Raw genomic sequence first — 26,368 nt, forward strand, 5'->3', positions numbered from 1 at the left:
CGGGATGTGCGCGCGTGGAATACCGTTTCGGCGCCAGCTGGAGCGGCCTAGAAGATGCCGTCCTTCTTCCACTGCATTTCCTTCTGGACCCACTCGTTGTCCTGGGGGAACTCCTCGGTCTCGGTGATGCGGCGAACCTCGAGCCGGGCGCCGAAGCCCAACGGACACTTCAGCGCCCACTGCTTGGCCTCTTCGAGTGAGGACAGGCCCAGCACCCAGAAACCGTTGAACAGTTCCTTTGCCTCGGTGTAGGGGCCGTCGGTCACCACGGGGGTCTCGGAGTCGAAGTTGACGACGAACCCCTCTTCCGGCCCGGCCAGTCCTTCGCCTGCGAGCAGCACACCCGCCTTGATGAGCTCCTCGTTGTACCGGCCCATCGCCGCGATCACGTCGTTGAAGTCGACGTTCTCCATCGCCTTCTCGGCCTCGGGGGTCGACCGGAGGATCAGCATGTAGCGCGTCATCGGGATGTCTCCTATTCGTCGGGAGGGGCGCGTCCATCGTGCCCTCGTTGACCCGTCGAACGGCAAGGCCGGAAATCGACATCACGCGGCCGGAAACTTTCGTTGACATGTTGACACGAATAACTACTCTTTGTGTCAACGAGGGAGGCGCCATGGCCGCAGTCGTCGAGGATCACGCTCGACAGGAGACACCCAAGGTGCGTCCGAAGGTCATCACCGAGTTCCGCAAGCACTCCGGAAGCGTGCTGGGCGGCTTCTTCGGCGCAGCCGCGTTCGACGAGGTGGCGCTGGTGCCGGTGGCCGCCGCCGTCGACAGAACCGGGCGCTTCGAGTCGAACTTCGCCGATCGTGGTGTGCGGAGCGGGTTCTCCACATTCCTGGCCATCTGGGGTGATGCCGCCGACCGGGCCGCCGAAGGGGAGCGCCTCAAGACGCTGCATCGCGACGTCCACGGCCGGGGTAAAGGCGATTTCGCGGACGTGCGCTACAGCGCCCTGGACCCGCGCCTGTGGAACTGGATCGCGGTCAGCGGACTGTTCCTGGTGCTCAACTCCTTCACGCCCTGCACCGGCATCACGTTGACCGAGGACGAGCGCCAGGTCGCCTACGAGCAACTCCTGGAGTCGTTCCGTGCACTGGAACTTCCGGGGAAGAACGCCAAGCTCCCGGCCACCTACCTCGACGCCGTCGACTACTACGAGGCGATGGTGGACGGCGAGCTGGCCGCGAACCCGTTCCTGCGCCGTGTCACCGAGAACCTGACCCGCCTGCCGTTGCCCACGCTCGTGCTGCCGCCTGCGGTACGCGTGGCCCTGACGCCGACGTGGCTGGCGCTGCGCCCCCTGGCCGGAAGGGTGGTCAAGGTGTGCTCGTTCGGGATTCTGCATCCCGGTGTCCGGGAGCTCACCGGATTCGAGTGGCAGGCGCGCCACGATCGGGAGTTCGCGTTCTACAGCCTGCTGCTGCAGCTGGCATGGCGCACGCTGCCCGACAGGGTGCTGCTGATTCCGTTGGCGCGCAACCGTATCGAATACGAGAAGCTGGTGCGGTTACACCGCTCCGTTGCGCTGGAGTCGTTTGCGCCGCCGCCGGGCTGCCCCGCAGGCTGAACCCGATGCGACGACTTCGTAACACCGACAGCCGTACCGAGCAGGAGTCGGCGATTCTCAAGGCGGCCGCCGAGGAGGTTGCGCTGGTGGGGGTCGGCCGGCTGAGTATGGACGTGATCGCCCGCCAGGCCGGCGTCAGCCGCAGCACGCTCTACCGTCGCTTTCCGAGCCGCGACGCCCTGATCACCGAACTGGGCCGGCAGACCTTCGGGTTCGCGATGGCACGGCTGCAGACCGTCGCGATCGATTCCGGTCCACAGGCGGCTGCGGTGGCGGCATTCCGCGAAGGGGTACGCCTGCTGACGGGCGAACCGGTGATGCGTCGGTTCCTGCAACTCGACGGTGAGTTCACCGCGACGACCGAGATGGTCGCCGAGGCTCGACTGTTCCTGATCAGTGCGGCGACGGCGATGGCCAAAGCGCTGCGGGCGGCCGGTGCGACGATGTCCGACGTGGAGCTGATGACGGTCGCCGAGATGCACATCCGACTGGCCGCCTCGCTTGTTCAGGTCGACACCGGCGTCGTCGACGTCAACAACGACGACGCGGTGGCCGGGTACGCCAGGACCTACCTCGCACCCCTCGTGCGCTAGAGAATCAACATTTACTTGTACACGCCTGTAGATACGTTGACGTCTAGTTACAGACGATCTAGTAATGAAACTGTGCATCACATTCCCAGGATTGGTCGAATCCGGACAGCTGTGGCCGACGGCGTGGCACGCTTCTGATCATGGCCGACCTGCCCGAACCCCGATTTCTCGACGACCGCGTCGCCCACTGGGCACGCACGACGCCCGACGCCGAAGCGATGGACTACCTCGATCGCTCCTGGACCTGGGCCCAGTGGAACGACCGGGTCCGCCGGCTCGCGGGTGCCCTGAAAGACCGCGGCGTCCGGCGCGGAGATGTGGTGGCGTTCCTCGACAAGAACCACCCCGCCTGCGTCGAGATGACGTTCGCCGCCGCGTCGCTGGGCGCGGCCACCGCGATCATCAACTTCCGGTTGGCCGCCGACGAACTCGACTACGTGCTCAACGACTCCGGTGCCAAGGTGCTCATCGTCGGGACGGAGTTCGCCCCGGCGATCGACAAGATCCGCGACAAGCTCGTCCACGTCGAGCACATCGTCTCGGTCACGCCCGAGGGTGATGACGAGTACGAGGCGATGCTGGCGGCGGCGACGCCGACGGACCGCAGCGATGACGTCGACCCCGGCGACGTCGCGATCATCATGTACTCCTCGGGTACCACCGGGCGTCCGAAGGGTGTCGAGCTCACCCAGGCCAACATGATCGCCCACACCGTGAACGCCCACGAGGGCTTCGAGTTCGACGAGGGCGACAAGAACATGGTGTCGATGCCGCTGTTCCACGTCGGCGGATCGTCCTACGTGCAGTTCGGGATTCACGACGGCGTGCCGAGTGTGATGACCCGCGACGTCGACGGCGCCGCGCTGGCCGGAGCGATCTTCAAGGGCGCCAACCGGACCTTCCTGGTGCCCGCGGTGCTGGCGAAGGTGCTGGAGTCCGGTGAGGACGCGGTGAAGTTGTTCAGCGCGCTCAAGACCTACGGCTACGGGGCATCGCCGATGCCGCTGCCGCTGCTGCGTTCGGCGCTGAAAGCATGGCCGAACACCGACTTCATCCAGGCCTACGGGCTGACCGAGTTGTGCGGTGTGATCAGCCACCTGATGCCGGAGGCCCACCGCGCCGAGGATCACCCGGAGCGGCTGACCAGCGCGGGCACCCTGGTACCCAACGCCGAGGTCCGCGTCGTGGATCCCGACACCCTCGAAGACGTCGCCACCGGTGAGCAGGGCGAATTGTGGTTCCGCTCACCACAGTTGATGAAGGGTTACCACAACAAGCCCGAGGCGACCGCCGAGTCCATCACCGACGACGGTTGGTTCCGCACCGGCGACGTCGGCCGCGTCGACGACGGTGGATACATCTTCGTCGAGGACCGTCTCAAGGACATGATCATCTCCGGCGGGGAGAACATCTACTCGATCGAGGTCGAGCGGGTGCTGTCCGAACACCACGCCGTCGTCGAGGTGGCGGTGATCGGGGTCCCCGACGACAAGTGGGGTGAGGTCGTCAAAGCCGTCGTCGTGGTCGAGGGTGAGGCCACCGAGGCCGACCTGATCGCATTCGCACGCGAGCGACTGGCCGCCTACAAGTGCCCCAAGAGCGTCGACATCACCGAGGAACTGCCGCGAAACCCCACCGGGAAAATCCTGAAAAAGGAACTGCGCAAGCCACATTGGGAAGGGCGTGACCGCGCCACGGTCTAGGTCTGGATCGGGATGGCGATCTCGTTGCGGCGCCGGAACGGCAACGTCCAGGGCGGGTCGTAGAACCAGGCGACGGCCTCACCGGCAGAGGTGATGTTGTTGTCGGCCAAGACCTTGTGCAGTTCGGCGGTGCGGTCGGCGACGGCCGTCGGGCCCCGGTCTCCGGTGAACCGCAGCACGGCCACGGTCTCCGCGGGCACCGGGACCAGCCGCACCTCGTCGTCGTCGGGGGACGGAAGCGTCTCCATCGACCACTTCGAGGGCATGTAGAAGCGGACCGTCCACCCCTGCTCGGCGTTGCCGGTCTGCGATACCGGTGCCGTCATCGCGATGTCCTCGCCGCCTGACGGCTGCTGGCTGACCGGGGCCGTCATCGCGATGCTGGTGTCGTGGTGGTTGCCGCCGAAGATGTAGCCGGCCAGCCGCCGGAAACCGGTGGACAGCGCGGCCTGCTTCTCTCCGGCGACGGTGGTCTCGGCCGCGATGCGCGGGCCGTACCGGCGGATCTCCACGCTGTCGGTCAACCGACGTGTGAGGTGGTGTGGTTCCTCGGTGCCGACGCGGATCCCCACGATCGACAGTGCGGACTCGCCGATCTGGCCGACGATCTTGACGATGCGATTCACAACGGCTCCTCTCTTCGATGGCGATTACCCGCGCCGAACAGCACGCAACCAATTGCCGCGTGTTCTTCGTCGCTGCCGGGACAGCGGATGGGCCGGAATCAGGGAATTCGCCGGGTCCACTGCTCGATGAGGCGCGTGCGATGGTCCGCCTCGGCGTCGCTGACGCTCCAGTGGCCGGTCAGTGACGCGGTCATCTCGGTGATGGCCTCGGGGAAGTGGTCGTCGCGGGCCAGCAACTCGGCGCGCACCGCGTGCCATCGATGGTCCGGTTCGAGCTCGGTCAGCGCGGCCAGGCCGGTGGCCGTTCCCGAGGCCTCGGCGACTGCGACGGCTCGCGCGAGCAGGGCGGCTGAACTGGGGTGCACACCGATCAGCATGTCGTACAACCGCACGATCTCCGCCCAGTCGGTGTCGCGGTAGGTCGCGGCGGTGGCGTGCTCGGCGGCAATGGCCGCCTGCAACTGGTACGGGTCGGCGACTCCGTCGCAGCGGCGCAGGGACACATCCAGCAGGCGACACCCCTCGTCGATCGCCGCCGGATCCCACGCCGTGCGATCCTGCTCGGCCAACACGATCGGGTGGCCGGCGGCGTCAGCGCGGGCGTGACGCCGGGCCTCGGTCAGCAACAGCAGTGACAGCACCGACATCGGCATCACCTCATCGGGCATCAGGTCACAGACCAGCCGGGCGAGCCGGACCGCCTCCCGGGAGCCGTCCACATCCCAGAGGTGTGGGCCTGCGATGGCGCTGTGCGAGCTCGTGTAGAGGGTGTAGACGACCGCGCAGACCGCCGAGAGACGTTGTGGCAGTTCAGCGGCCGCCGGCACCTCGTACGGGATGCCGGCGCGGGCGATCTTGGTACGGGTGCGGGTGAGCCGCTTGGCCACGGCGGCTTCGCTGCTCAGCAGCACCGAGGCGATCTGGGTTGTCGACAGACCGCACAGCACCCGCAGCGCGAGGGTGACCTGGGCGTCGAGTGACAGCGCCGGATGGGCGCAGGTGAAGATCAGCCGCAGCATGTCGTCCTGGATCACCGGTTCGCCGGGGTCCTCGTCGAGGAGCAGGTCCATCGCGGCACGCTCCTTTGCGGTCCGGGCGCCTTCGCGGCGCAGGTGGTCGATGGCCGCCCGCCGGGCAGTGACCGTCAGCCAGGCCCGCGGGGATTCGGGCATCCCGGTGATCGGCCACTGGCGCAGCGCCCGTATCGCGGCCTCCTGCACCGCGTCCTCGGCGATGTGGAGGTCGCCGACAACCCGGACCAGGGTGGCCAGGATGCGCGCACCCTCGGCCCGGATCGTCTCGGTCACTTGCCTTTCGGCCGAGTTCACCCCCCGAACTCGATGACCGGCCGCACTTCGACGGCGCCGCCCCAGGCAGCGGGGATGTCCGAGGCGATGCGCACCGCCTCGTCCAGGTCCGCGGCCTCGATCAGGTAGAACCCGGTGAGGGCTTCCTTGGTCTCTGCGTAGGGGCCGTCGCTGAGGACGACGTCACCGCCGCGGGCACCACGCACCCGGACGGTAGTCGCGGTGGCCGTCGGATACAGCGCGGCCCCACCGCGGATCGACTGGCCGTGCGCTGCGCCGAATTCGCCGTATTCAGCCATCTCGGCGGCGTGCTCGGGCGCGGTCCAGTCGACGTCGGCGGTGTAGGTGAGGGCGGCGTACTGAGGCATGGTGTTCTCCTTCTGGTGAGGTGACCCGTTGGTGGAATCACATCAAGAAGACGAACGGGACGGGCGGAAAAGGACATCACGACATCGGGGGACTCTCCACGTGCTGCTTGAGCTGCTCGAGATCTTTGACATGGAGCCGCCGCACGCGCCGGGACATCACGGCCTCCACGATGTGCCGCAGGCCGGGCGGCAGCGGCGCCGCGGCCTGGAAGTCCAGGTGGACGCGGGTGCGGGCGCCGTCGACATCGTCGAAGCGGAAGAGCAGGTGCGGCGTCATGTCCCGGCCGCCGGGCCCGCGGTTGCGCATGCGGTAGTCGACGGTGTCGTCGTCGACGTCGTGCAGCACCTGGCGTCCCTGGATGACGCCCTTCTTGTCGGTGAACACGATCGCCGACCCGACGGTGCGGCCGTCCCCCTCGATCGCGCAGGTGTAGCCGGTGGCTTCGGGCCACGCCGACCACTGCAGCAGCTCGTGCTCGTCGGCCACCGCCCGGAGCACCTCTGCCGCGGGGCGATCAACCACGATGCTCTCGGTCCACTTCATCGGCGTGCTCCCACATGGTTCGATGATCAAATGATATGGTCATCAAACCATGGAGGATTCGCACACGCAACCACTCGACTCTGTCCTGCTCGCCTGTCGCGAATTGTGGTCGGCGATGGAATCTTTCGACGAGGCGGCGTGCCGCTCACTCGGGATCGGCCGCAGCGATCTGCGTGCGTTGAACATGCTCGAGAACGGACCGCTGAGCGCCGCAGCGCTCGCCGATCGCCTTGCTCTCACCCGGGGATCGGTGACGGCCCTGGTCGACCGGTTAGAATCCGCAGAGTTGGTCGCGCGCCAACCGGATCCCCAAGACCGACGGAGTGTTCTGGTCGGTCTGCAGGAGCCGACGTGGCGTGCCCTGGCCGGAATCTACCGCCCCCTCGGGCAGCGCGTCGCCGCCGTGGGTGCGGCGGCAACGGCACGGGACCGACGGATCCTGGTGCGCGGTCTGGAGGGCATCGCGGAGGCGTTCCACGAGGCTGGGTCCGCGGTCAGCTGAGCCGGACCGGAAGCCCGTGCAGGCCCCGAAGCACCAGCCCACCACGCCAGCGCAATCGGGTGGGATCGACCGCCAGGGTGATGTCGGGTGACCGCGTCACCAGCTCGGTGATCGCAATCCGGGCTTCCATGCGGGCCAGTGGGGCACCCAGGCAGTAGTGGGCGCCTCGGCCGAAGGACAGATGCCGATTGGGATGTCGCCCGATGTCCAGGTTTTCAGGGTCGGTGAAGTATTTCGGATCGCGGTTTGCGGAGGCCAGTACGGCGAGCACCAACGATCCCCGGGGAATGCCGACCCCGGCGATCTCGACGTCCGTGCTCGCCCACCGCTGGGTCGCGGTCTCGGCCGGCACGACGTAGCGCAGTAGCTCTTCGGTGCCGGTGCCGCCGAGTTCAGGATCTGATCGCCATCGGGTCAATTGGTCGGGGTGGCTCAGCAGACTCCACACGCCGGAGGTGATGAGGTTGACCGTCGTCTCGTGGCCGGCTGTCAGGAGCAGCACGACCATGGCGAGAATCTCGTCGGCGTCGAGCCGGTCGTCATCTTCCCGAGCGAGCACCATCGCGCTGATCAGATCGTCGTGCGGCTCGGCGGCGCGCTGGTCGATCAACCGCCGCAGGTAGCGCAGGAACCGCACGATCGACGGGACGGCGGTGGCCGGATACCGCCGTTGCGGTGCATGGATGAGGGCGGCGGACCACCGGGCGAACTTCGGGGTGTCGTCCTCGGGGACACCGAGGATCCTGGCGATCAGCACGATCGCCAGCGGGAGCGCCAGGTCGGCGCGTACGTCCATCTCGCCGCGACGCATCGCTGCGTCCAACAGTTCGTCGACCCTGTGCCGCGCCTGGTCGTGCATCAATTCGACGCGGCGCGCGGTGAACGCCTGGTGGACCAGACCGCGTAACCGGTCGTGGTCGGCGCCGTCGAGGCTGAGCAGACCTCGGTCCAGGGGGGCGAGGAACCGCGGAAGGTTGCGGACGGTGCCGCGCTGACCGGCCGGCATCGCCGCGGCGCGGTTCTTGACGAACCGGACATCGCCCAGCACGGAGACGACGTCGTCGAAGCGGGTGACAAGCCATACCGGCCCGAATGATCGAGTAGCGACACGCAGGACCGGCGCGTGGTTCCGCATCTGTGCGTAGTAGGGGAACGGGTCGGCCTTGAACTGCGGCGACGTGACATCCAGCTGTGCCAAGCGGCCGGCGTGCGAGTTGATGCTCACGACGGCGGCCCGAAGGCCGGATCGAAAACCGCCAGTGCCCGCCCGACATGGGTCCCCGGCCGTCCCCGGCCGCCTACGGCCGCCCACTGCTCGAGGCCCACCCGCACCGCGGTGACGGAGCTGCCTGCCATCAGTTCGGCGGTCAGCCGGTCGCGGACCCGCTGGCCCAGCCGTTGTGCCGTCGCGTTGGCGAGTTCGCGCAGAAACGAGGAGAAGCGGCCGACCTGGTGCGCCTGCAGCGCGCGGTCTACTGATTGTAATTGCATGTACTGCAACAGGTTTGGATCATCGCGGTGCGCTCTGTCGATGTTGGCGGTCACCAACGCGCTGAGTTCGGCCCACGCTGTGGTGCGGTCCTTCGCGACCGCGAACGCAGCGAGGTCGTCAGGATCGAGGGCGAGCACGTCGATCACGGCGGCGTCCTCCTTGGTGTCGAAGTAGTTGAAGAAGGTTCGTGTCGACACACCCGCGTGTGCGGCGATCTCGTCGACTGTCACTGCGGCCAGGCCGCGATCTCGAGCCAACGCGAGAACTGCGGCGCGCAGGGCGTTTCTCGTCGCCCGCTTGCTGCGGGCCCTGCCGTTCTCGGGGCCGGTGGCATCCATGAGGCGATCATGTATGAACGTGAAGTTTGCAGCAACTGCAACTTGCAGAGAGTGCAAATTCGCCGAGCGCGCCGTGCGCGTTGGTAGCGTGTAGGCAAGACCGTCCGGATTGACCCGGGCGCGATCAGATGGAGACGACCAGAAGCCATGGGCTGCAATGAGTGTTGACGATATCGACGTGCTGGTGATCGGGGCGGGTCTGGCCGGCCTGCGTTGCGCCGCGGTGCTCGCCGCGGCCGGCCGTGACGTCAGGGTGTGGGAAGCCGCCGATGACATCGGCGGCCGGATCCGCACCGACGTCATCGACGGCTTCCGCTGCGATCGCGGTTTCCAGGTGCTCAATCCCGCCTATCCGGAGCTGGAGCGGGCTGTTGATGTCGAGGCCCTGCGGCTGCAGTCCTTCGGGCCCGGGGTGGCGGTGCGTCGGGACCGCGGGTCGACGGTCTGGGTCCATCCGCTGCGTTCCCCGACCAAAGTCCCGGCGATGCTCACCCGTGGCGGACTGGGCCCGCGCAACGTGGCGGCGGTGGCGCGCTGGGCGGCGCCGGGCCTGCGGCCCCGTGCTGTGAAGTCGGCCGGCGGTGACACCTCGATGCGTGAGGCGCTGGATGCGGCAGGGGTTCACGGCGAGCTGCGTCGGGTGATCGATCGCTTCCTGGCAGGCGTGCTTCTCGAGGACTCGGGTGACACCTCCAACGCATTTGTGCTGTTGCTGCTGCGGATGTTCGTCCTCGGCGTGCCGGCGCTGCCGGCCGAGGGCATGCAGGCGTTGCCGCGCCAGCTGGCCGCCCCCATCGCCGACCGGATCGCTCTGCAACACAACGTCATCGGCATGTCTCGCGAAGGCAGGGGGTGGCGGGTGAGCGGTGCCGCCGGCTCCGTGCGCGCAGCGCAGGTCGTGATCGCCACCGATCCCGCCACCGCCGCGGAGCTGGGCGGGCTGCCCGCGCCCCGGATGCGCGGCGTGGTGACGGACTGGTGGGCCACCGACGACGCACCGACCGACCCTCCGATGCTGTGGGTCGACGGCCGCCGCGACGCGACGGGGCCGGTGCTCAACACCGCCGTCATCAGCGCGGCCGCGCCCACGTACGCGCCTTCGGGTCGGCACCTGATCGCCGCATCGGCGCTACTGGGTCCGGACGGGAACCCTCCCGATGAGCAGGTGCTGCGCCGGCACGCCGCCGAGATCCTCGGCGCGGACGGAATGCGCTGGACGCGGGTGACCCGGCATGTCGTCCCGGGGGCACTCCCCGCCCACTCGCCGCCGCTGTCGGTGCGCCGCCCGGTGCATCTCGCCGACGGCCGGTGGGTGTGCGGAGACCACCGCGACACCGCTTCCATCCAGGGCGCGCTGGTCAGTGGCCGCCGCACCGCCGAAGCGTTGCTGAAGAGCCGCGGGTGACCGACGCCACGACGGTGGAGTTGTCCGATGTCCTCGACCGGTTGCACGTGGTGGCGTTGCCGATGCGGGTGCGCTTCCGCGGTATCACCACCCGCGAGGTGGCGCTGATCGACGGCCCCGCAGGCTGGGGCGAGTTCGGAGCGTTCCTCGAATACGAACCGGCCGAGGCCGCGCACTGGCTGGCCGCCGGGATCGAAGCGGCCTACCGGCCGCTGCCGCAGACCCGCCGTGACCGCATCCCGATCAACGCGACCGTGCCCGCCGTTCCTGCCGGGGACGTCGCCGGGGTGCTGGCCCGGTTCCCCGGCGCGGGCACCGCGAAGGTGAAGGTCGCCGAACCCGGGCAGACACTGGCCGAGGACGTGGCCCGGGTCAACGCCGTGCGCGCCGTGGTGCCTGCGGTGCGTGTCGACGCCAACGGCGGCTGGAGTGTCGAGGAGGCGGTCACCGCCGCCGGGGCGCTGACCGCCGACGGCGCGCTGGAGTACCTCGAACAACCCTGCGCAACCGTGCCCGAACTCGCCGAGGTCCGTCGCCGCGTCGACGTCCCGATCGCTGCCGACGAGAGCATCCGCAAAGCCGACGACCCGCTGCTGGTGGTGCGATCCGGTGCCGCTGACGTCGCGGTGCTCAAGGTCGCGCCGCTGGGCGGGGTGTACACGATGCTGAGCATCGCCGGGCAGATCGACATCCCGATCGTGGTCTCCAGCGCCCTGGACTCCGCCGTCGGCATCGGCGCCGGGCTGATCGCTGCGGGGTGCCTGCCCGACCTGCCGTATGCGTGCGGCCTGGGCACCGGCGGGTTGTTCGTCGAGGACGTCGCCGGGCCGGTCACGCCGGTGGACGGGTATCTGCCTGCGGCGACGGTGACGCCCGACCCGGCCCGCCTCGCCGCGCTCGCGGCTCCGCCCGATCGCAGGCAGTGGTGGATCGACCGCGTCAGGGCCTGCTTCCCGCTGTTGTCCTGATCTGTGGGATCCATGGCCTAGACGCCATCGGTGCAACGGCGAACACTGAGTCCATGCCCCGCACCGTGCTGATCCTCGGCTTCGAGGGAGTACAGGCACTCGACATGGTGGGCCCGTTCGAGGTGTTCACCGGGGCGTCGATGTACGTCACCACCCACGGCGCGGGCGACGGTTATGCCGTCCGCGTGGTCTCGGTCGACGGCACTGCGGTCAGCACCGGCACCGGGCTCACACTGGTCGCCGATCCACTGCCCGAGCCCGGCGAGCCCGTCGACACGGTGGTGCTCCCCGGCGGGTTCGGCACGGATATGGCGCGCCGCGATCCGGTGTTGATCGATTGGATCGCCACGACGGCCGCGCACGCCCGCCGGGTGGTGAGCGTCTGCACCGGAGCGGTCCTGGCCGCCCAAGCCGGCCTGCTCGACGGCTGCGTGGCGACCACACACTGGGCCTTCGCTCCTCACATGGCTGCCGAATTCCCCTCTGTCACAGTCGATCCCGACCCGATTTTTGTCCGAAGCTCGCAGAAGGTCTGGACCGCTGCGGGCGTGACCGCCGGCATCGACCTTGCCTTGTCGCTGGTCGAGGACGACTACGGCACCGAGGCCGCGCAGACCGTCGCGCGCTACCTGGTCATGTATCTGCGACGGCCGGGCGGGCAGACGCAGTTCGCAGCACCGGTCTGGATGCCGCGTGCCCGGCGGACGCCGATCCGCGATGTCCAGGAAGCGATCGAGTCCGAACCCGGCGGCGCGCACAGTGTCGCCGAATTGGCGAGTCGCGCGTCGATGAGTCCGCGGCACTTCACCCGGGTGTTCACCGACGAGGTCGGCGAGGCCCCCGGGGCCTACGTCGAACGGATCCGCACCGAAGCGGCCCGTCGCCAGCTCGAGGAGAGCGACGACACCGTGACGGTGATCGCCGCGCGTTGCGGCTTCGGCTCGGCGGAGACGTTGCGCCGCAACTTCGTTCGACGCCTCGGCATCTCGCCGGACCAGTACCGCAAGACATTCGCCTGATACGAGAAGGAGATCGACCATGCAGGTCGCGATCATGCTGTACCCGGGTTATACCGCGCTGGACTTCATAGGTCCCTACGAGAGCCTGCGCTGGCTGCCCGACACCGAGGTCCGCTTCGTCTGGCACGAGCCAGGTCCGATCGCCGCGGACTCGGCGGTGCTGCTCATCGGCGCCACGCATTCCTTCGACGAAACGCACTCTCCCGACATCGTTCTGATCCCCGGCGGGTTCGCCACGATGGAACACGCCCGCGACGAGAAGGTGCTCGACTGGGTGCGGCGCGCTCATCAGACGTCGACGTGGACGACGTCGGTGTGCTCGGGATCGGTGATCCTCGCCGCAGCAGGGCTGCTGGACGGCAAGCGGGCCACCTCGCACTGGGCGGCGTTGCCGGTGCTGCGCACCTTCGGCGCACAACCCGTCGGCGATGAGCGGATCGTGCCCGCCGGCGACAAGATCGTCACCTGCGCGGGCGTGTCGGCCGGCATCGACCTCGGGCTGTGGCTGGCGGGCCGCATCGGTGGTGAGGCCAAGGCCAAGGCCATCCAGCTGTCGATGGAGTACGACCCGCAGCCGCCGTTCGACTCAGGGCACATGTCCAAGGCGTCGGCGAGCACCAAAGCGCTGGCCACCGCGATGATGGGCAGGGAGATGGCCAAACCCGCCGCGCTGGCCGCCAGCACCGGCCTGCTGTGGGACGCCGCCGTTCGCGCCGTGCGGTCGCGGCGTGACAAGCGACCCGCCCCCCGCTGAGGCTGCGCTGACGGCGGAGTTTTCCGGCGATTCACCACCCCTGGTGCAGTCTCGACGGGAATCGAAGTACCGTCGTCGGGGTGAATTTGGCTTACGACGATCGCGGCTCCGGCGAACCGGTGGTGTTCATCGCAGGCCGTGGGGGTGCCGGACGCACCTGGCACCTGCACCAGGTACCGGTGTTCACCCGCTCCGGTTACCGCTGTGTGACCTTCGACAACCGCGGCATCGGCGCCACCGAGAACGCCGAGGGCTTCACGACCGAAACCATGGTCGGTGACGTCGCCGACCTCATCGAGGAACTCGGGCTGGCCCCCGCCCGCCTGGTCGGACTCTCCATGGGCTCCTACATCGCCCAGGAACTGATGGTGGCCCGCCCCGAGCTGGTCCGCTCGGCAGTGCTGATGGCCACCCGCGGCCGCCACGACCGCACCCGCGACTTCTTCTTCACCGGTGAACTGGCCCTGGCCGAGTCCGGCCTGCAGTTGCCGGTCGAGTTCGAAGCGAAAGTGCGCCTGCTGGAGAGCTTTTCGCCGAAGACGTTGAACGACGACAACGTGGTGCGGGACTGGATCGAGATGTTCACGATGTGGCCGCAGAAGCCGACACCGGGCATGAAGACACAGCTGTCGATCGGCCCGAACGGCAGCAGGCTGAGCGCCTACCAGAACGTCACCACGCCGACGTTGGTCATCGGTTTCGCCGACGACGTCGTGCTGCCGTCCTATCTCGGCCGCGAGGTCGCCAATGCGATGCCCAACGGGCAGTTCCTGGAGATCCCCGGCACCGGTCACCTCGGCTTCATCGAGAAGCCCGAGGTCGTCAACACCGCGATCCTGAATTTCTTCGCCGATAGTCTGTAGTGATGAACCCTTCGACGGCGCAGGCCCGCGTGGTCGTCGACGAACTGATCCGCGGCGGGGTCCGCGACGTGGTGCTGTGCCCGGGCTCGCGCAACGCTCCGCTGGCGTTCGCGCTGCATGACGCCGACCGTGCCGGTCGGCTCCGCCTGCACGTCCGCATCGACGAGCGCACCGCGGGCTTCCTGGCGATCGGTCTGGCGCTCGCCGAGCGGGCGCCGGTGTGCATCGCCATGACGTCGGGCACCGCGGTGGCCAACCTGGGTCCGGCGGTGGTGGAGGCCAACTACGCCCGCGTTCCGCTGATCGTGCTGTCGGCCAACCGGCCCTACGAACTGCTGGGCACCGGCGCCAACCAGACCTTCGAGCAGCTCGGCTATTTCGCCACCCAGGTGCGCGCCAACGTCAGTCTCGGGCTGGCCCCCGATCTGCGCGGGGCTCCCGGCGAATTCGATTCCCTCAACGCGCAGTGGCGCTCGGCGACCTGCCGGGTTCTGGTGGCCGCCAAGGGTTCCCGGTCGGCCAACGCCGGACCGGTGCAGTTCGACATCCCGCTGCGCGAGCCGCTGGTGCCCGGGGTCGGTGAAGACGGAGCGCCGGGCCTGGCGTATGCCCCTGAGGGCCGTCCCGACGGCAAGCCGTGGACCTTCACCCCGCCCGTGACGTTCGACCAGCCGCTGGACATCGACATCACCCCCGACACGGTGGTCATCGCCGGTCACGGCGCAGGCGTTCACCCGAACCTGGCGCATCTGCCCACCGTCGCCGAGCCCACCGCGCCGGCCGCGGAGAACCCGTTGCATCCGTTCGCGCTGCCGCTGCTGCACCCCAAGCAGGTCATCATGCTGGGCCGGCCGACCCTGCACCGCCCGGTGTCCACGCTGCTGGCCGACCCCGCGGTGCCCGTCTTCGCGCTGACCACCGGCCCGCGGTGGCCCGATGTGTCGGGGAACTCGCAGGCCACGGGCACCCGTGCGGTCACCTCCGGTGCGCCGTCGGCGGACTGGCTGCGCCGCTGTGCCGAGGCGAACAGCCACGCCGTCACCGCGGTCCGCGATCAGCTCGCGTCGCATCCGCTGACCACCGGACTGCACGTCGCCGCGGCCGTCGCCGATGCGCTACGACCCGGCGATCAGCTGGTCCTGGGCGCATCGAACCCGGTCCGCGACATCGCGCTGGTGGGCTTCGATGCGACCGGCGTCAAGGTGCGGTCCAACCGCGGGGTGGCGGGCATCGACGGAACGGTGTCGACGGCGATCGGGGCGGCTTTGGCCTTTGAACGAGCGGAGGCCTTTGAACGAGCGGGGGCCTCCGAGAGCACCGGCGGCCGGACCATCGCGCTGCTCGGTGACCTGACGTTCGTGCACGACAGTTCGGGTCTGTTGATCGGGCCCACCGAGCCGACACCGAAGAACCTGACGATCGTGGTGTCCAACGACAACGGCGGCGGCATCTTCGAGTTGCTCGAGCAGGGCGACACCCGGTACTCCGACGTGTCCTCGCGCGTCTTCGGCACCCCGCACGACGTCGACGTCGGTGCGCTCTGCCGCGCCTACCACGTCGAAAGCCGGCAGATCGAGGTCGCCGACCTGGCCGATTGCCTGGGCGAGCCGTTCGACGGCATGCGGGTCCTGGAGGTGAAGGCCGACAGGTCGTCGCTGCGGGCGCTGCACGCATCGATCAAGGCCACTCTGTGAATGGTGTGCGTGACCGCCTGAAAGCGTTGTGGCGCCTCATCGTTCCGCACCTCTCGGGTGAGCCCGGCGAGACTCCCGGCGGCCGGATCGTGCGGCGGATCCGGATCGGAATCGTGGTGGTGGCGTGCCTGGTGACATTGCAGTCGGTGCTGCTGGTGCTGGGTGCCTGGCGCAACGACCAGCAGATCGAACGTCATCTCGGGGTTGCCGAGGCCAGTGTCCTCGACGCGGGTCCGCGGCGCTCGACCATCGAATTCGTCACTTCGGACAGGGTCACCTACCGACCCGAGCTGGGCGTGCTGTATCCGTCGGAGCTCGAGCCCGGCATGCGCATCTACGTCGAGTACGACGTCAACAATCCCGATCTGGTGCGGGTCCGGGATCGCAACGCTGCGCTGGCGATCGTTCCCGCGGGATCGATCGCGGTTGTCGGATGGGTGATCGCCGGGGCCGCGCTCGGGGTGACCGCTGTGGTCGAGCGGCGCCTCGACGGTCGCGAGCTGGTGGCCTGACTCAGGATTGGACGAGGTTGTCCAGCCAGTCGTCGTCGTAGATGTCGAGCTTCTCGCCGGCTTCCAGATCGAACACCGTCGGCGTGCCGGTCTGCACGGGGTCGATGTCGAACAGGAATCCGAAGTTGGCATCTTCCATCTCGGCGATGTCGACGGCTTCCTCGTCGCGCGCGACGGTGTTCGCGATGGGATCGGGCATGCCTGCGCCGGACGCCATGTCGCGCAGTTCGTCCGGGGTGAACGCAGGCCCGCCGGCGTCCTGATTGACCCAGAGTTCCTCGACGAAGCGCTGGAACTGTGAACCGCTGGGACCGACGCCGGACACCGGCGTCTGCGCGGCCAGGAACAGCGCGTTGGCGACCGTGGAGGAGTACCCGTCGTAGTCGTCGTCCATGAAGGTCAACGGCCGGTAGGTGATCTGCAGGCTGCCGACGTTGACGTGGTAGTGCAGCGCGTCACCGAAATCGCGCTGCAGGTCGCTGCAGTGGCGGCACTGCGGTTCGGTGAAGATCTCGATCCGCGCGGGTGCGTCGTCGTAGCCCGCGACGATCCCGTACCCGTCCACGGACAGGGCCAGCGGCGCGCTGGTGGAGTCCCGTTGGGCGGTGCCGCTGATCTGTTGTGAACAGCCGACCATCGCGAGCAGCACGGACAGGGTTCCGATGGCCTGCGCTGCTCTGAAAATCCGCATGCCGAGAGAGTAACGTCCGTCACCCGGCAATTCGTATGACATATCCCTGGTGGCAACCTCGTCGACAGGTGGTGATGTCACTGTCGCGGGGTGCGGGTAGCGATCGTCGCAGAGTCATTCCTCCCGAACGTCAACGGCGTCACCAACTCCGTGCTTCGGGTGATCGAGCATCTGCGCCGCACCGGGCACGAGGTGTTGGTGATCGCCCCGGATACGCCACGCGGGCAACCGGCCGCTGACAAGGTCTACGAGGGAATCCGGGTGCACCGGGTGCCGTCCAAGATGTTCCCGAAGGTGACCTCGCTGCCGCTGGGTGTGCCCCGGCCGCGGATGGTCGGTGTGCTGCGCGGCTTCGACCCCGACGTGGTCCACCTCGCATCGCCCGCGCTGCTCGGCTACGGCGGTCTGCATGCCGCTCGTCACCTGGGGATTCCGACGGTGGCGGTGTTCCAGACCGACATCGCGGGCTTCGCGCAGAGCTACGGCGTCGGGGTGGCCTCGCGCGCGGCGTGGGCCTGGAACCGGCACCTGCACAAGCGTGCCGACCGCACCTTGGCGCCCTCCACCTCGGCGATGGAAGATCTTGCCGCCCATGGCATCCCGCGGGTGCACAAGTGGGCCCGCGGGGTGGACGTGACCGGGTTCGCGCCCTCTGCGCGTGATGACCGGCTGCGACGGTCCTGGTCGCCGGACGGCAAGCCGATCATCGGGTTCGTCGGGCGACTGGCCCCGGAGAAGCACGTCGAGCGGTTGGCTGCGATCGCCCACCGCGACGACCTGCAGATCGTCGTCGTCGGCGACGGGGTCGACCGTCGGAAACTCGAATCATCGCTTCCCGGAGCAGTTTTCACCGGATCTCTCTACGGCGGTGAACTGTCGAGCGCGTATGCCAGCATGGACGTCTTCGTCCACCCCGGCGAGCACGAGACGTTCTGCCAGGCGGTGCAGGAGGCGATGGCTTCGGGCCTTCCGGTGATCGCCCCCGATGCCGGCGGTCCGAGGGATCTGGTCGCGCCCTACCGCACCGGCCTGTTGCTGCCTGTCGACGAGTTCGAGCACAAACTGGCGGAATCGGTGGATCACCTGGTGGCCGAACGGCGTCGCTATTCGGTGGCGGCCCGGCGCAGCGTGCTCGGCCGGACCTGGCCGGTGATCTGCGACCAACTGCTCGGGCACTACGAGGAAGTGGTGGGAACCCGGGCTTCGAAGGTCGCCTGAGCTGGACCTCCTTCCGGTGGTTGCGTCCGCGCGATCGACTTCGGTATGACGGAACTACGGGGCGGCGACCACGTCGCCGCTTCCAGCCACGGATTCGGTCGCGACGACAGAGGAGGTGCGGACGATGTGGAACGCTGCCCTGACGCACGCTCTGACGGAGCCGACGAGGAAACTCGCTGAGGCAGCGCTGCATTCGCGTCGCTTCGCGCGAGCACCCATCTCGCTGTACCGGGCCGGTCTGGGCTTTGTGTTCGGATCCCGGATGCTGATGCTCGAACACGTGGGTCGACGCACCGGCGCCAAAAGGTACGTGGTCCTCGAGGTCATCGATCACCCCGACCCGAATACCTACGTCGTTCCCTCAGGTTTCGGCGAACGCTCACAGTGGTTCCAGAATGTGATGGCCAAACCGGAGGTCAAGGTGTCGGTGGCGCGGCGGCGCAGCGTCGCAGGCACCGCCCGTCGGCTCTCCACGGATGAGGCCGACGCGGCGCTGCAGCGCTACATCGGTCGGCATCCGCGGGCGTGGAGTTCGCTCAAAGAGGTGGTCCAGCGCACCCTGGGCGGTCGGGTGGACCCGCCGGACACCGATCTGCCGATGGTCGAGTTGCGCTGCCGATGAGACAGCTCAGCCGCCTGATTGCCGTCCTCGGCGCGGTGTGCTGCACCGCGTGCTCGACGCCGGCGTCGGTCACGGAGGTCACCCACCATCCGCCGCCGGGGTGGGCACCCTCGGCGGCCGCCGTCGTCGACCGCCTCGAGAACGACGGGAAGGTGGTGCTGCATCCGATGGACACCACCAGCACCGACTGTGCCGGAGCGGGTTGTGAGCAGGTGATCACCACCGACCGTTTCCGGATCATGTCCTTTTCGACCACCGGCAACGCGCAGATCTACGCCGCAGACCGTGGTCTGAGGCAGGTGGAAACACTGGTGGTGGACTTCTCGCCGACAGTTGCCGAACCGGCCCGTGACCGGCTGTGGTCACAGATCTCGCAGCTGGTGGGCTGACGCGTCTGTCAGCCCTGCGCTTCGACCGCCACGGGTTGCCACTGTTCCCAGGTCGCCAGCCGGCTCTCGTAGTCGGCCTTGGCCAGCTGCAGCGGCTTCTCGCCGAAGAACACCCGCAGCGGCGGCGGGGAGGCGTCGACGACCTTGAGGATGGCCCGCGCGGAGGCCTGCGGGTCGCCGGGGGTGGGCATCCGCTGAGCACGCTTGGCGTCGGCCTCGGCGTGCGCCTCTTCGTAGTCGGGCAGCGGCGTCGCCCGCTTCGACGATGGACCGGCCCAGTCGGTCGAGAAGCCACCCGGCTCGATCAGCGTGACGTGGACGCCGAACGACTCGATCTCCTGCGCGAGGGCCTGCGAGAAACCTTCCAGGGCCCATTTGGACGCGTGATAGATGCCGACATTCTGGAAGGCCGTGATGCCGCCGATCGAGGACACCTGGATCAGGTGACCACTGCGCTGCGCGCGCAGATAGGGCAGCGCGGCCTGGGTGATCCACAGGGCGCCGAACACGTTGGTCTCGATCTGATCGCGCGCTTCTGCTTCGGAGAGTTCCTCGATGAAGCCGAACTGCCCGTAGCCGGCGTTGTTGACGACGATGTCAAGACGCCCGAAGTGGTCGTGGGCTGCTTTGACGGCCTCGAAGTCGGCCGCCCGGTCGGTCACGTCGAGGGTGATCGGCAGCAGTGCGTCGCCGTACTTGGCGCTGAGGTCGTCCAGTGAGGACACGTCGCGCGCCGTGGCCGCGACCTTGTCGCCGCGCTCCAGCGCCGCGATCGTCCATTCGCGCCCGAACCCGCGCGACGTGCCGGTGATGAACCAGATTTTTTCACTCATTGCTGGGTCAATGCCTGCGGCGGCGCTGTGCATTCCCGCCTCAAGCAGGTTCACAGGTAGCGTCGGCGGAGTGAATCGGGCGTCGCTGGAGAAGAATCCTCACGAGGTCGCGTCGATGTTCGACGGGGTCGCGCGCCGCTACGACCTGACCAATACCGTGCTCTCGCTCGGCCAGGACCGCTTCTGGCGGCGTGCCACGCGGGCGGCGCTGAAGATCGGACCCGGCGACAAGGTCCTCGACCTGGCGGCCGGGACCGCGGTGTCGACCGAAGAGTTGGCCGCCTCCGGCGCCTGGTGTGTGGCTGCGGACTTCTCCGTCGGCATGCTTGCCGCGGGTGCGGGCCGCAGTGTGCCGAAGGTCGCCGGCGACGCGACCCGACTTCCCTTCGCCGACGGCGTGTTCGACGCGGTGACGATCAGCTTCGGGCTGCGCAACGTCGTCGACCACTCGGCGGGGTTGCGGGAGATGGCGCGGGTGACACGGCCGGGTGGACGGTTGGTGGTGTGCGAGTTCTCGACGCCGACCAACCCGCTGTTCTCCACGGTGTACAAGGAGTACCTGATGCAGGCGCTGCCGCGGATCGCCCGCACGGTGTCGTCCAACCCCGACGCCTACGTCTATCTCGCGGAGTCGATCCGGGCCTGGCCGGATCAGGCGGACCTGGCGAGGCGCATCGGTGACGCGGGTTGGACGGATCTGCGGTGGCGCAACCTGTCCGGCGGCATCGTCGCGCTGCACGCCGCCACCAAGCCCCGGTAGTTCTGTAGTTCTGTAGCCCCGCTGGTTCTGTAGCCCCGTCCGTCCCGCGAGCGCGCGTGTTTGCACGCCGACACGCCGCAAACTGTGTGCCTGTGCGCTCGTTCGCGGGCGGCGAAAGCGCCCTTTCGGTCCACGCAACGCCGCTACGGTCGGGGTCATGCCGCATGGACGCCACGCTGACCCCGACGCCACGCTGGGAACCGACCCGCGGTCAGATCCCCGCATGGTCGAGGCATTCGCCCGGTTCGGTCTGGACGGACGGATGCCCTCGAGCGGGCTGACCGTCGACTCGCCCCTGGAGGAGCGGCACGCCTTCGCGGCCATGAGCGAAGAAGCCATCGGCGCGATCTTCGAAGCGCTCGCCGGCGACGTCGCCGGGCCCGACGGGGTGTCGTCGACCACGACCACCATCACCGGCGTCGACGGCAACGACATCACGCTGTACATCAGCAGGCCCGCTGCCGCGGCGGGCCCGCTGCCGGCCATCCTGCACCTACACGGCGGCGGCATGGCGATCGGCAGCGCGACCGACCTCTGCTACGTCCGGTTGCGCGAACACCTCGCCGCGACCGGTCTCGTCGTCGTCGGGGTCGAATTCCGTAACTCCAGTGCGAAATTGGGCTCGCATCCGTTCCCCGCCGGGCTCGACGACTGCGCTTCGGCGGCTCGATGGGTCAGCGCCAACCACCGCGACCTCGGCATCAGTCACATCGTCGCGTCCGGGGAATCCGGCGGCGGCAACCTGACACTGACGTTGGCGCACAAGGCGAAACGGGAGGGTTGGATCGACGAGATCGCAGGCTTCTACGCGCAATGCCCGTTCATCTCGAATCGGTGGCAGCAGGACTGCGACGACCTGCCGTCCCTCGAGGAGAACGACGGCTACTTCATCAGTCGCGAGCAGGCCGCGCTGCTCGGATCGCTGTATGAACCCGACGGTTCGCACGCCGACGATGCGACGTGCTGGGCGGCGATGGCCACCGACGAGGAACTGAGAAATCTTCCGCCGCATGTGATTTCGGTCAACGAACTCGATCCGCTGCGCGACGAGGGGCTGCAGTACTACCGCAGACTGTTGCGCGCGGGTGTGCCCGCCATCGGTCGGGTGGTGGCGGGTACCTGCCATGGCGGGGATCTGCTGTTCGGCAGTGTGATGCCGGAGGTATTCGGCGCCAGTGTCCGCGATCTCAGCGGGTTCGCGCACTCGCTGGCTTAGCGTCGCTCCCACAGCCTCGCGGACTGTTCTCCGACGTCGGCGTCGTGGATCTCCTGAAAGTTGCGCCCGCCTCGGCCGAAGGTGGCGATGACCGCGGGCGGCGTGGCGGCCTCGACAAATGGGGAGGCGAGCCATCGGCACGGCCGGACGTGCACCAGGTCGACGCTCTCGCCTGCCGCGTCGTAGGAGTACGGCCCGTCGATCCGGCCGAGCCAGAACAGTCCGTCGCCGTCCCGGGTCCACACGAACGACCCGTCGTCCACTTCGGCGAAGCGTTCGACGCGGCGTGCCAATCGCTCGGGATCACGATCACCACCAAACCCGCACAGGCCCGACGACAGCGCCCGTGCGAGCGGGCCCTGCGGGTCCACGTCGTCGCGACGTGAGCGCAAGGGTGCGCGGTACACCGATGTCACGCTCGAGCCCCGCCGAGCGCGCGCGAATGCACAGAAATTGCGGCGCGCCGACGTGCAGACACGCGCGCTCGCGGAACGACGGGCGTCATCGAACGACGGGCGTCACGTGAAGGGGCGACGGTCGTCGATGCGGCCCGACAGCCGCCCCGCCCCGCGCCACGCCCGTGCCACCACGTCCTCGTCGGCCTCGGTGACGAAGTTGCCCATCACCCGCACTGCGATCTTCATCAGCAGCCCGGACCGCATCGCCACCGGCCCGGCCGCAGGAAGGAAGCGCGGGAACGTCAGCAGCAGGGCCAGTCGGCGGGCCACCGAGAAGCCGCGCGCGTAGTGCTCGTGCAGGACGGCCGGCCACGCGCGCGAGAAGTCGTCGAGGTCCAACAACTCCACGGCCAGTCGGCCGGTCTCCAGCCCGTAGTCGATGCCCTCGCCGTTGAGCGGGTTCACACAGGCCGCGGCGTCGCCGATCAGCATCCAGTTGGGTCCTGCCACCCCTGACGCCGCGCCACCCATCGGCAGCAGCGCCGACAACCCGGCCCGCGGTTCACCCTCGAAGCCCCACTCGTCGCGGCGCAGGCCGGTGTAGTAGCTCATCAGGGGTCGCAGCGCGGCGTCGGCAGGACGCTTCGAGGTCGCCAGCGCGCCGACGCCGATGTTCACCTCGCCGTTACCCAGCGGGAAGATCCAGCCGTACCCGGGCAGCACCTCACCGTCGGGGGACCGCAGTTCCAGGTGTGAGGTGATCCACGGTTCGTTGCTGCGCGGGGTGGCGATGTACCCGCGGATGGCGACGCCGTAGACGGTCTCCTTGTGCCACTCGCGGCCGAGGACGCGTCCCAGCGTCGAGCGCGCCCCGTCGGCGACGATCAGGCTGGTGCACCGGATCACCTGCCCGGAATCCAGCACCACCGCCGTCACCCGCCCGGACGCATCATGCTGCACATCAACAGCTTTCGCTCCGAGCTTCATCTTGGCGCCGTCGTCGACGGCCACCAGACGGATGCGCTCGTCGAGCTCTGTGCGGGGGACTGCGCTACTCGAGGGCGGGAACGACGGACCCGGCCACGGCACCTCGACGTCGGCGCCGAACCCGGACATCCGCAGCCCGCGATGGGCGATCTTCCCGTCGAGCCAGGAGCCGAGCCCGAGGCGTCGCATCTCGGCGATCGCGCGCGGGGTCAGCCCGTCGCCGCAGGCTTTGTCGCGGGGGAACTGCGCAGAGTCGATCACCAGCACGTCGCGACCGGAGCGCGCCGCCCACGCCGCCGCAGCGGATCCGGCAGGCCCGGCCCCGACCACGACGACGTCAGCGCTGCTCGCCCCCTCGGTCGCACCTGTCGCCGGGTAGTCCATGACTCCCAGTATGTTGGCAGTGTGAGGACACCGGCGAACGTGGTGGCGGGAGTGGACTTCGGGGATGCCCAGTTCGCCCAGGATGTCCGGGACGGCGTGGCCCGGGTCGAGGCCCTGATGTCCGAGGAGTTGGGCCGTGCCGACGCCCTGATGTCCGAGGCCGTGCAGCATCTCTTCCAGGCCGGCGGGAAACGGTTCCGCCCGTTGTTCACGGTGCTGTCCGCCCAGCTCGGACCCGAACCCGATGCGTGGCAGGTCTCCGTCGCCGGCGCGGTGATCGAGCTGGTCCACCTCGCGACGCTGTACCACGACGACGTGATGGACGAGGCGCAGGTGCGCCGCGGCGCCTCCAGTGCCAACGCCCGCTGGAGCAACAACATCGCGATCCTCGCCGGCGACTACCTGTTCGCGACGGCATCACGGCTCGTCTCGCGTCTGGGTCCCGACGCGGTGCGGATCATCGCCGACACGTTCGCCCTGTTGGTGACCGGTCAGATGCGGGAAACCCGCGGTGCGGCCGACCAGGTCGACTCGATCGACCACTACCTCAAGGTCGTCTACGAGAAGACGGCCTGCCTGATCTCGGCCTCGGGCCGATTCGGCGCGACGTTCTCCGGCGCCGACGACGAGCAGGTCGAACGGTTGGCGCGGCTCGGCGGGATCGTCGGCACGGCCTTCCAGATCTCCGACGACATCATCGACATCGCCAGTGACCCCGACGAGTCCGGGAAGGTGCCGGGCACCGATCTGCGCGAGGGTGTGCACACGCTGCCGGTGCTGTATGCGCTGCGTGAGGATGGTCCGGACGCCGACAGGCTGCGCGAACTGCTGTCCGGCCCGATCGAGGACGACGACGAACTGGCCGAGGCGCTGCGACTGCTGCGCGCATCCGAAGGCATCACGAAGGCCAAGGAGACCGTGGCGGGGTACGCCCAGCAGGCTGAGCAGGAGCTCGCCCTGCTGCCCGACGGGCCGGGCCGCCAGGCGCTGGCGACGCTGGTGAACTACACCATCACGCGACACGGCTGAGCCTCAGGAACCTCCGCGGGCTGTCCGGGCGTTGACTGCAGCGACGACTCTTCCAACTTCGGTGGGTCGGCAGGTTTTCTCGAGGAGGCAAGCACGATGACTTGGCACCCGCACGCCAACAGGGCGAAGACGTTCCTGTTGTTGGCGGTGTTCTCGGGTCTGATCGTCGGCGTCGGCGCGATGTTCGGCCGCAACATCATGTTCCTGGCGGTGCTGTTCGCCGTCGGCATGAACGCCTACGTGTATTTCAACAGCGACAAGATGGCGTTGAAGGCGATGCACGCCCAGCCCGTCACCGAGATGCAGGCGCCGTTGATGTACAAGATCGTGCGCGAACTCGCGACGACGGCGCGTCAGCCGATGCCTCGGCTCTACGTCAGCGACACCGCCGCTCCGAACGCGTTCGCCACCGGCCGCAACCCGCGCAATGCCGCGGTCTGTTGCACGACGGGCATCCTCGGAATCCTCAACGAACGTGAGCTGCGGGCGGTGCTCGGCCACGAGCTGTCCCATGTCTACAACCGCGACATCCTGATCTCGTGTGTGGCCGGCGCGATGGCCTCGGTGATCACCGCCCTGGCCAACCTGGCGTTCTTCGCGAGCATGTTCGGCGGAAACCGCGAGGGCGGCACCAATCCCTTTGCGATCCTGCTGGTTTCGCTGCTGGGCCCGATCGCGGCGACGGTCATCCGGCTGGCGGTGTCGCGTTCGCGGGAGTATCAGGCCGATCAGTCCGGAGCGGAGCTCACCGGCGATCCGCTGGCGTTGGCCAGCGCGTTGCGCAAGATCAGCGCCGGCGTCCAGCAGGCGCCGTTGCCGCCGGAGCCGCAGCTCGCCGACCAGGCGCACCTGATGATCGCCAACCCGTTCCGCGCCGGGGAGAAGATCGGCAAGCTGTTCGCGACCCACCCGCCGATGGAGGATCGCATCGCCCGGCTGGAGGCCATGGCCGGCCGCGGCCCCGACCGCTACTAATCGCCGGAACTGCGTTCCAGCAGGCCTCCACTCGAACTCTCGCGGCTGGAATGCAATTCCGGCGACGGGAGAGGTGCGGGTCGCACCGCATCCCCTTAGGGTGGGCGACGTGCTGACCAGACTCCTCACCGCAGCGGCGGCAGCAGCCGCGGCCCTGGCCCTGCCCGGTATCGCGGCGGCCGACCCGCCTCCGGTGCCGAACATCAACGCCATGCCGCCGGTGAACCCGCAGGACTTCGCCGCGATGGACGGCGCCTGGTACTCCTTCGCGGTTCCCGGTGGAGTGACGTGTGTGATGGACCGGCAGACCGGCGGCTACGGGTGCAGCGGTCCGCTGCCCGCGGCGCCGGGTGGCGCGAACCTGGTCACCGGCTGGGCCGGCGGCAGCCCGGGCTTCAGCAGTTCCGACCGGCCGATGTACGGCGCGGTCGAGAACCCCGCGCCCCTTCCGGCCAACACGCGGATGAGTTTCCGCACCGTCAGCTGCGGCACCGACGGCGTGGTCACGTCCTGCATCAACACCGTCGACCAGTCCGGGTTTGTGCTCAGCCCGGGTGGCAGCTTCACTTTCTGAAACACTGCTCGGCTCTGCGGCGACATCTAGG

30 protein-coding genes are annotated in these 26,368 nt (G+C 68.5%); 19 read left to right on the forward strand and 11 right to left on the reverse strand.

What is annotated here, in order from left to right; translation table 11 throughout:
- Positions 1-47 precede the first annotated feature (47 nt).
- Positions 48-464, reverse strand: a complete 417-nt coding sequence (locus tag ABDC78_RS04130; RefSeq protein WP_178361474.1) for a YciI family protein — start codon at positions 462-464, stop codon at positions 48-50.
- Between the two features lie 152 nt (positions 465-616).
- Between ABDC78_RS04130 and ABDC78_RS04135 the strand changes: the two genes are divergently transcribed.
- The 3 genes from ABDC78_RS04135 to ABDC78_RS04145 all read left to right on the forward strand — a co-directional run bounded on the left by ABDC78_RS04135 (position 617) and on the right by ABDC78_RS04145 (position 3,869).
- Positions 617-1,573, forward strand: coding sequence for an oxygenase MpaB family protein (locus tag ABDC78_RS04135; RefSeq protein WP_178361475.1), 957 nt, complete (start codon positions 617-619; stop codon positions 1,571-1,573).
- A gap of 5 nt (positions 1,574-1,578) precedes the next feature.
- A complete protein-coding gene (locus ABDC78_RS04140; protein ID WP_178361476.1) occupies positions 1,579-2,166 on the forward strand; it encodes a TetR/AcrR family transcriptional regulator in 588 nt (195 codons plus the stop codon).
- A 140-nt stretch (positions 2,167-2,306) separates the two neighbouring features.
- Positions 2,307-3,869, forward strand: a complete 1,563-nt coding sequence (locus tag ABDC78_RS04145) for a long-chain-fatty-acid--CoA ligase (RefSeq protein ID WP_178361477.1) — start codon at positions 2,307-2,309, stop codon at positions 3,867-3,869.
- Here the strand turns inward: ABDC78_RS04145 and ABDC78_RS04150 are convergent.
- The 4 genes from ABDC78_RS04150 to ABDC78_RS04165 form a co-directional block, all read right to left on the reverse strand.
- On the reverse strand, positions 3,866-4,495 hold the full coding sequence (locus ABDC78_RS04150; protein WP_178361478.1) for a heme-binding protein: 630 nt from the start codon (positions 4,493-4,495) through the stop codon (positions 3,866-3,868). The two genes, ABDC78_RS04145 and ABDC78_RS04150, sit on opposite strands and share 4 nt — an antisense overlap.
- A 98-nt stretch (positions 4,496-4,593) precedes the next feature.
- Positions 4,594-5,802 carry a sigma-70 family RNA polymerase sigma factor gene (locus ABDC78_RS04155; protein WP_178361479.1) on the reverse strand — a complete coding sequence of 403 codons (1,209 nt, stop codon included), beginning with the start codon at positions 5,800-5,802 and terminating at the stop codon, positions 4,594-4,596.
- Between the two features lie 17 nt (positions 5,803-5,819).
- The gene (locus tag ABDC78_RS04160; protein WP_178361480.1) at positions 5,820-6,170 is read right to left on the reverse strand and encodes a YciI family protein; all 351 of its coding nucleotides are present in this window, start codon (positions 6,168-6,170) and stop codon (positions 5,820-5,822) included.
- A 76-nt stretch (positions 6,171-6,246) separates the two neighbouring features.
- The gene (locus tag ABDC78_RS04165) at positions 6,247-6,714 is read right to left on the reverse strand and encodes an SRPBCC family protein (protein ID WP_178361481.1); all 468 of its coding nucleotides are present in this window, start codon (positions 6,712-6,714) and stop codon (positions 6,247-6,249) included.
- A 49-nt stretch (positions 6,715-6,763) separates the two neighbouring features.
- Here ABDC78_RS04165 and ABDC78_RS04170 point away from each other — a divergent pair, with 49 nt between their 5' ends.
- Positions 6,764-7,216 carry a MarR family transcriptional regulator gene (locus tag ABDC78_RS04170; RefSeq protein ID WP_178361482.1) on the forward strand — a complete coding sequence of 151 codons (453 nt, stop codon included), beginning with the start codon at positions 6,764-6,766 and terminating at the stop codon, positions 7,214-7,216.
- Here the strand turns inward: ABDC78_RS04170 and ABDC78_RS04175 are convergent.
- Entirely contained in the window at positions 7,209-8,441 is a 1,233-nt protein-coding gene (locus ABDC78_RS04175; protein ID WP_218621312.1) for a cytochrome P450, read from the reverse strand. The two genes, ABDC78_RS04170 and ABDC78_RS04175, sit on opposite strands and share 8 nt — an antisense overlap.
- Positions 8,438-9,046: a TetR/AcrR family transcriptional regulator gene (locus ABDC78_RS04180; protein ID WP_178361483.1), complete on the reverse strand. Its 609-nt coding sequence runs from the start codon at positions 9,044-9,046 to the stop codon at positions 8,438-8,440. Before ABDC78_RS04180 ends, ABDC78_RS04175 begins: the two co-directional genes overlap by 4 nt.
- Positions 9,047-9,203: 157 nt before the next feature.
- Here ABDC78_RS04180 and ABDC78_RS04185 point away from each other — a divergent pair, with 157 nt between their 5' ends.
- The 7 genes from ABDC78_RS04185 to ABDC78_RS04215 all read left to right on the forward strand — a co-directional run bounded on the left by ABDC78_RS04185 (position 9,204) and on the right by ABDC78_RS04215 (position 16,261).
- Complete coding sequence (locus ABDC78_RS04185; RefSeq protein ID WP_178361484.1) at positions 9,204-10,451, forward strand: FAD-dependent oxidoreductase; 1,248 nt, start codon at positions 9,204-9,206, stop codon at positions 10,449-10,451.
- Positions 10,452-10,513: 62 nt separating this feature from the next.
- The gene (locus ABDC78_RS04190; RefSeq protein ID WP_347133475.1) at positions 10,514-11,419 is read left to right on the forward strand and encodes an o-succinylbenzoate synthase; all 906 of its coding nucleotides are present in this window, start codon (positions 10,514-10,516) and stop codon (positions 11,417-11,419) included.
- 53 nt (positions 11,420-11,472) lie between these two features.
- Positions 11,473-12,438, forward strand: coding sequence for a helix-turn-helix domain-containing protein (locus ABDC78_RS04195; RefSeq protein ID WP_178361485.1), 966 nt, complete (start codon positions 11,473-11,475; stop codon positions 12,436-12,438).
- Positions 12,439-12,457: 19 nt separating this feature from the next.
- The gene (locus ABDC78_RS04200) at positions 12,458-13,192 is read left to right on the forward strand and encodes a DJ-1/PfpI family protein (RefSeq protein ID WP_178361486.1); all 735 of its coding nucleotides are present in this window, start codon (positions 12,458-12,460) and stop codon (positions 13,190-13,192) included.
- Between the two features lie 80 nt (positions 13,193-13,272).
- Positions 13,273-14,055 carry an alpha/beta hydrolase gene (locus ABDC78_RS04205; RefSeq protein ID WP_178361487.1) on the forward strand — a complete coding sequence of 261 codons (783 nt, stop codon included), beginning with the start codon at positions 13,273-13,275 and terminating at the stop codon, positions 14,053-14,055.
- Positions 14,056-14,057: 2 nt separating this feature from the next.
- Positions 14,058-15,749 (forward strand): 2-succinyl-5-enolpyruvyl-6-hydroxy-3-cyclohexene-1-carboxylic-acid synthase, encoded by a 1,692-nt coding sequence (gene menD / locus ABDC78_RS04210; protein ID WP_178361488.1) that lies wholly within the window; start codon positions 14,058-14,060, stop codon positions 15,747-15,749.
- The gene (locus tag ABDC78_RS04215; protein ID WP_178361489.1) at positions 15,746-16,261 is read left to right on the forward strand and encodes a DUF3592 domain-containing protein; all 516 of its coding nucleotides are present in this window, start codon (positions 15,746-15,748) and stop codon (positions 16,259-16,261) included. Before menD ends, ABDC78_RS04215 begins: the two co-directional genes overlap by 4 nt.
- A 1-nt stretch (position 16,262) precedes the next feature.
- Here ABDC78_RS04215 and ABDC78_RS04220 read toward each other — a convergent pair whose 3' ends face one another.
- Entirely contained in the window at positions 16,263-16,952 is a 690-nt protein-coding gene (locus ABDC78_RS04220) for a thioredoxin domain-containing protein (RefSeq protein WP_178361490.1), read from the reverse strand.
- A gap of 90 nt (positions 16,953-17,042) precedes the next feature.
- Between ABDC78_RS04220 and ABDC78_RS04225 the strand changes: the two genes are divergently transcribed.
- The 3 genes from ABDC78_RS04225 to ABDC78_RS04235 all read left to right on the forward strand — a co-directional run bounded on the left by ABDC78_RS04225 (position 17,043) and on the right by ABDC78_RS04235 (position 19,181).
- Positions 17,043-18,170 carry a glycosyltransferase family 1 protein gene (locus tag ABDC78_RS04225; RefSeq protein ID WP_178361491.1) on the forward strand — a complete coding sequence of 376 codons (1,128 nt, stop codon included), beginning with the start codon at positions 17,043-17,045 and terminating at the stop codon, positions 18,168-18,170.
- A 124-nt stretch (positions 18,171-18,294) separates the two neighbouring features.
- The gene (locus tag ABDC78_RS04230) at positions 18,295-18,792 is read left to right on the forward strand and encodes a nitroreductase family deazaflavin-dependent oxidoreductase (protein ID WP_178361492.1); all 498 of its coding nucleotides are present in this window, start codon (positions 18,295-18,297) and stop codon (positions 18,790-18,792) included.
- Complete coding sequence (locus ABDC78_RS04235; protein ID WP_178361493.1) at positions 18,789-19,181, forward strand: hypothetical protein; 393 nt, start codon at positions 18,789-18,791, stop codon at positions 19,179-19,181. Before ABDC78_RS04230 ends, ABDC78_RS04235 begins: the two co-directional genes overlap by 4 nt.
- Positions 19,182-19,189: 8 nt before the next feature.
- On the opposite strand, the gene ABDC78_RS04240 is transcribed toward ABDC78_RS04235, so the two are convergent.
- Positions 19,190-20,014 carry an SDR family oxidoreductase gene (locus tag ABDC78_RS04240; protein ID WP_178361540.1) on the reverse strand — a complete coding sequence of 275 codons (825 nt, stop codon included), beginning with the start codon at positions 20,012-20,014 and terminating at the stop codon, positions 19,190-19,192.
- A gap of 70 nt (positions 20,015-20,084) precedes the next feature.
- On the opposite strand from ABDC78_RS04240, the gene ABDC78_RS04245 reads away from it, so the two are divergent.
- On the forward strand, positions 20,085-20,774 hold the full coding sequence (locus ABDC78_RS04245; RefSeq protein WP_178361494.1) for a demethylmenaquinone methyltransferase: 690 nt from the start codon (positions 20,085-20,087) through the stop codon (positions 20,772-20,774).
- A 157-nt stretch (positions 20,775-20,931) separates the two neighbouring features.
- Entirely contained in the window at positions 20,932-21,990 is a 1,059-nt protein-coding gene (locus ABDC78_RS04250) for an alpha/beta hydrolase fold domain-containing protein (RefSeq protein WP_178361495.1), read from the forward strand.
- Here the strand turns inward: ABDC78_RS04250 and ABDC78_RS04255 are convergent.
- Both ABDC78_RS04255 and menJ read right to left on the reverse strand, forming a co-directional pair.
- A complete protein-coding gene (locus ABDC78_RS04255) occupies positions 21,987-22,406 on the reverse strand; it encodes a GAF domain-containing protein (RefSeq protein ID WP_178361496.1) in 420 nt (139 codons plus the stop codon). The two genes, ABDC78_RS04250 and ABDC78_RS04255, sit on opposite strands and share 4 nt — an antisense overlap.
- Before the next feature lie 102 nt (positions 22,407-22,508).
- Positions 22,509-23,759 (reverse strand): menaquinone reductase, encoded by a 1,251-nt coding sequence (menJ, locus tag ABDC78_RS04260; RefSeq protein WP_178361497.1) that lies wholly within the window; start codon positions 23,757-23,759, stop codon positions 22,509-22,511.
- 21 nt (positions 23,760-23,780) lie between these two features.
- On the opposite strand from menJ, the gene grcC1 reads away from it, so the two are divergent.
- The 3 genes from grcC1 (at position 23,781) to ABDC78_RS04275 (ending at position 26,337) form a co-directional block, all read left to right on the forward strand.
- Positions 23,781-24,788 (forward strand): nonaprenyl/(2E,6E)-farnesyl/geranylgeranyl diphosphat synthase, encoded by a 1,008-nt coding sequence (grcC1, locus tag ABDC78_RS04265; protein ID WP_178361498.1) that lies wholly within the window; start codon positions 23,781-23,783, stop codon positions 24,786-24,788.
- A gap of 96 nt (positions 24,789-24,884) precedes the next feature.
- Positions 24,885-25,763: a zinc metalloprotease HtpX gene (htpX, locus tag ABDC78_RS04270; RefSeq protein ID WP_178361499.1), complete on the forward strand. Its 879-nt coding sequence runs from the start codon at positions 24,885-24,887 to the stop codon at positions 25,761-25,763.
- Positions 25,764-25,872: 109 nt separating this feature from the next.
- The gene (locus tag ABDC78_RS04275) at positions 25,873-26,337 is read left to right on the forward strand and encodes a hypothetical protein (protein WP_178361500.1); all 465 of its coding nucleotides are present in this window, start codon (positions 25,873-25,875) and stop codon (positions 26,335-26,337) included.
- The last annotated feature ends 31 nt before the right edge of the window (positions 26,338-26,368 follow it).

Source organism: Mycobacterium sp. DL (assembly GCF_039729195.1).
In the GTDB taxonomy this organism is placed as follows: Bacteria; Actinomycetota; Actinomycetes; order Mycobacteriales; family Mycobacteriaceae; genus Mycobacterium; species Mycobacterium hippocampi_A.